Below are 4,540 nucleotides of genomic sequence, written 5' to 3'. Positions count from 1 at the left end.
CCCCGGCTTTTCGAATCAACAATAATGCTAAGCTTAAGCGTGCCCGAAGCTTTGGGGCTTGAGGACCCTGCGCGCGTGATTCGCATTTCCACGATTTTCGTCGCTATCTGCATGGTGCTGGTCGCGGCCTCGCTGGGTCTCGTGCTGTACTCGGTGGCGGGCATCTCGGGACCTCAATCGGCGATCGTGGCGCTGACCGCGCTGACCTTCCTGATCCTGTACAATGCGGTGTCGATGCGGCTGCGCGACCGCAGCGATGTCAGCGGCCAGATCGCCGACCTGTCGCGCGGAACCGCCGACCTCGCCCGCCAGGTCGCCGAGTTCGGACGCCGCCTAGCCTTGGTCGAGGGCCGGGTGGTGTCGGCCAATTCCGCCAATGCCGATCGCGTGCAATCGGTGGCCGGCGAGATCGCCGAACTCGGCGTGCTGGTGCAGCAACTGGCGCTCTCGGTGGCAGCCCATGACGACCTGCTGTCGTCGGCCGCGCCGGCGCCGTCGGTGATGAACGACCCGCCGAATCATCAGCAAACGCAGTTGCCGTTTGTTGCCGAGGCCGCGGAAAATCCGGGCGCACCCGTTGCCGAACCGGCCGCTCCATCCGCCGCCGACGCCGCCGCCCCCCGCAGCAACGCGCAAATCCTCGCCGCGGTGAAGAGCGCCATCGAGGCCAGCCGCATCGACATCTATCTGCAGCCGATGGTGACGCTGCCGCAGCGCAAGGTGCGGTTCTATGAGGCAGTGACGCGGCTGCGCGACGACAAGGACGAGATCCTCACCCCCGACGACTTCATCGGCACCGCGGAGGCTGCGGGGCTGATGGGACGCATCGATCACATGGTGATGCTGCGATGCGTGCAGGTGCTGCGCCGGCTGATGGTACGCAACAAGGAGGTCGGCATATTCTGCAACGTCGCCGCCGCGACCTTGAGCAATCCCGCCACCTTCGCGCAGTGCCTGGATTTCCTCGAGGCCAACCGGGCGCTGGCGGCCTCCTTCGTGCTCGAATTCAAGCTGAGCACGTTCCGCAATCTCGGGCCCAGCGAGACCGAGCACCTCGCCGCATTGGCGCAGCGCGGCTATCGCTTCTCCATCGACCACGTCACCGATCTCAGGATCGAGCCGCGCGAACTCGCCGACCGCGGCGTGCGTTTCATCAAGGTGCCGGCGTCCCTGCTGCTCGACCAGCGGCAGACCTCGGCGTCCGACATTCACCCTTCGGACCTGTCCGACCTGCTCGGCCGCTTCGGCATCGACCTTGTCGCCGAGCGGATCGAGGGCGAGCGTTCGGTGGTCGATCTGCTCGACTATGACGTGCGTTTCGGGCAGGGGTTTTTGTTCGCAGCACCCCGGCCGTTGCGGCCCGAGACGGCGTCTGCTACCGGGGCCCCGGACAAAGCACAGGTTCCCAATGCCGCAGCAAGACCCGCTTCCGATGCGCTCAGGGCCGATCCGCCGCGCAGTTCAGGCAATGCCGCGCTGGCGCGCCGCGCCGTCGGGCCGGGCTGACCGGCAACCCACCCGATGACGCTTCGATTCGTCGAGAACCTGCGCGACCTTGTGGGCGGAGTCGATGTCGTGCTCAGCGACATCTGGGGCGTGGTGCACAACGGCCTTGAGGCATTTCCGCAAGCCTGCGCGGCGCTGCATGCATTTCGCGCGCAAGGCGGCACCGTGATCCTGATCACCAATGCGCCGCGGCCTGCGGATTCGGTGCAGCGGCAATTGCGCAAGCTGCACGTTCCCGACGAGGCCTACGACGCGATCGTCAGTTCCGGCGATCTGACCCGTCATTTTGTCGCCGATCACCCGGGCCGGAAAGTATACTGGCTCGGGCCCGAGCGCGACAACTCGATCTACCGCGGCCTCGATCCGGTGCTGGCGCCGCTGGAGCAGGCCGACTACATCGTCTGCACCGGCCTGTTCGACGACGAAACCGAATCCGCCGAAGACTATCGCGGCATGATGCTGCTCGCGCGCCAACGTAACCTGCGTTTGATCTGCGCCAATCCCGACATCGTGGTCGAGCGCGGCGACCGGCTGATCTATTGCGCCGGCGCCATCGCCGAACTCTACCGCGAACTCGGCGGCGACGTGGTTTTCTACGGCAAGCCGCACCGGCCGATCTACGAACGCGCCATTGAGCTCGCGGCCGAGCGCCGCAATCAGGCGACGCCGCTCGACCGCGTACTTGCGATCGGCGATTCGGTACGCACCGATCTCGCCGGCGCCCATGGATTCGGAATCAACTGCCTGTTCGTGACCCGCGGCATTCATTCCGGGGATTTCGAAGGCATCGACCAGCTCGATCCGGCCTCGGTGAAGGAGCTATTCGGCCACCCGCCGCTGGCGCTGATGCGGGAGCTGCGGTGGTAGGGCGCCCTTCACCTCTCCCCGCACTCTTCGCGGGGAGAGGTCGGAGACGAAGCGAAGCGAAGTCTCCGGGTGAGGGGCCAAGCACTGCCTTGGACAAGAGTGATGACGCTCGGGTCACACAAGTTGCTTCGAGGTTTTCGAGGCTTATGTGCCGACCCGAGATGCTGTGAGTTTTGCTGGTGCAGTGCCTCGCCCCTCACCCGCCGCGCATCTGGCGATGCGCGTCGACCTCTCCCCGCAAAAGAGCGGGGAGAGGTGAAGAAGTTTACGCCGTCGCCATGTCCGGGAACACCGCCTCGATCTTGGTCTTCAGCGTGGCGGCGTTGAACGGCTTGACGATGTAGTTGTTGACGCCGGCCTTCTTGGCGGCAATCACGTTCTCGGTCTTGGATTCGGCCGTGATCATGATGAACGGCGTGGTGGCGAGATTGGGGTCGGCGCGGACTTCGCGGAGCAGGTCGTAGCCGGTCATCGGCTCCATGTTCCAGTCGGAGATGATGAGGCCGTATTTCCTGGCCCGCATCTTGTTCAGCGCCGCCGAGCCGTCGCTGGCGTCGTCGATGTTCTCGAAGCCGAGCTGCTTGAGAAGATTGCGTATGATGCGGATCATGGTGTTGTAGTCGTCCACCACCAGAACCGACATCGACAAATCAACCGCCATCTTCAAAGCTCCCTACACGCGACACTTGACGGCGACGAACCGCGCATCCACCGGTAGCCGCCGCCGACCTCCCCCAGCACTAGCATTCCCCTTTAAACAGCCCGTTAACCCGACCGTTCGGAAACCGCGGTTTCGCGGCCGCTTGACTTGGCCGGTGCCTCCGCGTCACGGTCCCGCCCCCGCCCGGATTGACCTTAAGAATCCCGCTATGACGCCCCGTTTTGCCGTTATCCGCGACACCACGCCCAAAACCGCGATCCCCAAGGGGGCGGTGGTGGCGATGGGCAATTTCGATGGCGTCCACCTCGGCCACCGCGCCGTCATTGCCGCAGCCCTTGCGATGGCGCGCAGCCATGACCGGCCGGCTTTTGCCGTGACGTTCGAGCCGCATCCGCGCAGCTTTTTCAGCCCCAACACCCCGCAATTCCGCTTGACCAGCGAGACCAACAAGCTGCGACTTTTGGCGGGGGCGGGCCTTGCGGGCGCCGTGGTGATGAGCTTCGACAAGGCGCGCGCCGGCACCTCCGCGCAGGATTTCATTCACCATGATCTGATCGACCGGCTCGGCATCAGCGGCATCGCGGTCGGTTACGACTTTCATTTCGGCAAGGGCCGGGTCGGCTCGCCGAGCCTGCTGGTCAGCGAGGCTCCGCGCCTCGGCATCGAGGTCGACGTGCAGCCGCATGTCGACATCGAGGAGCGCCCGGTATCCTCGAGCGCGATCCGCATGGCGCTGGCCGAAGGGCAGATCGCCGACGCTACCGCCATGCTCGGCGGCCCGTGGTTTGTCACAGGCGAGGTGATCCACGGCGAAAAACGCGGCCGCGACCTCGGCTATCCCACCGCCAACATGAAACTCGACAGGAATTGCGGCCTCAAGCACGGCATCTATGCGGTGCGGGTCGGCCATGACGGCAAGCTGCTCGACGGCGTCGCCAGTTTTGGGCGCCGCCCCACTTTCGACAACGGCGCGCCGCTGCTGGAAGTGTTTTTGTTCGATTTCAAGGGTGATCTTTACGGGGCCGTGCTGGACGTCGCCTTCATCGCCTTCATCCGGGATGAGTTGAAGTTCGACGGTGTCGAGGCGCTGGTGCGCCAGATGGACGACGACAGCGCCAAGGCGCGCGCGGCGCTCGCGGCTGCGCCCGGTGCGTTTCCGAGGTTGGGGGATATCTCCCCAACCTCTCCGTCCTCCTGAGGCGCTCGCCGCAAAGCGGCGAGCCTCGAAGGATCGGCCACGAGCGACGGCGCCCGCGTCCATCCTTCGAGACGCCGCGCAAGCGCGCGGCCGTCAGGATGACGGAGGGGGTGTGCGAGGCTTTGCGATTTCGTCCGTTGGCTGCTATGGAGAGCCCATGTTGGCATGGCGCATCATAATCGGCATTAGCGGCCCGGCTTCCGCCTGAGCTTCAGCTCAGCGCAAGACCGGGGTTTTCCGTATTCGCCTCCCCTTCAAGCCAACGCCTGATCAGAGCCGCCATGAACGATCAACAGAAGACCGCCGCC

At 65.1% G+C, this 4,540-nt stretch carries 4 protein-coding genes; 3 read left to right on the top strand and 1 reads right to left on the bottom strand.

Translation table 11 applies throughout. The features are described from left to right. Positions 1-75 precede the first annotated feature (75 nt). Together VGP39_RS18135 and VGP39_RS18130 are read left to right on the top strand one after the other, a co-directional pair. Positions 76-1,506, top strand: coding sequence for an EAL domain-containing protein (locus VGP39_RS18135; RefSeq protein WP_327569477.1), 1,431 nt, complete (start codon positions 76-78; stop codon positions 1,504-1,506). 15 nt (positions 1,507-1,521) lie between these two features. After that, the gene (locus VGP39_RS18130) at positions 1,522-2,373 is read left to right on the top strand and encodes a TIGR01459 family HAD-type hydrolase (RefSeq protein WP_327569476.1); all 852 of its coding nucleotides are present in this window, start codon (positions 1,522-1,524) and stop codon (positions 2,371-2,373) included. 265 nt (positions 2,374-2,638) lie between these two features. Here the strand turns inward: VGP39_RS18130 and VGP39_RS18125 are convergent, their stop codons facing one another. Then, on the bottom strand, positions 2,639-3,034 hold the full coding sequence (locus VGP39_RS18125; RefSeq protein WP_327569475.1) for a response regulator: 396 nt from the start codon (positions 3,032-3,034) through the stop codon (positions 2,639-2,641). A gap of 208 nt (positions 3,035-3,242) precedes the next feature. Here VGP39_RS18125 and VGP39_RS18120 point away from each other — a divergent pair, with 208 nt between their 5' ends. Continuing rightward, a complete protein-coding gene (locus VGP39_RS18120) occupies positions 3,243-4,232 on the top strand; it encodes a bifunctional riboflavin kinase/FAD synthetase (RefSeq protein WP_327569474.1) in 990 nt (329 codons plus the stop codon). Positions 4,233-4,540 lie beyond the last annotated feature (308 nt).

The sequence above is a fragment of the Bradyrhizobium sp. genome (genome assembly GCF_036009065.1).
In the GTDB taxonomy this organism is placed as follows: Bacteria; Pseudomonadota; Alphaproteobacteria; order Rhizobiales; family Xanthobacteraceae; genus Bradyrhizobium.
Note: the sequence above shows the minus strand (reverse complement) of the source record. Positions and strands in the feature narration are given on the sequence as shown.

Bases quoted from the DNA above. Each gene is read 5' to 3' on its own strand.
- VGP39_RS18125 (WP_327569475.1), bottom strand. From the start codon at position 3,034: ATGGCGGTTGATTTGTCGATGTCGGTTCTGGTGGTGGACGACTACAAC.
- VGP39_RS18130 (WP_327569476.1), top strand. From the start codon at position 1,522: ATGACGCTTCGATTCGTCGAGAACCTGCGCGACCTTGTGGGCGGAGTC.
- VGP39_RS18120 (WP_327569474.1), top strand. From the start codon at position 3,243: ATGACGCCCCGTTTTGCCGTTATCCGCGACACCACGCCCAAAACCGCG.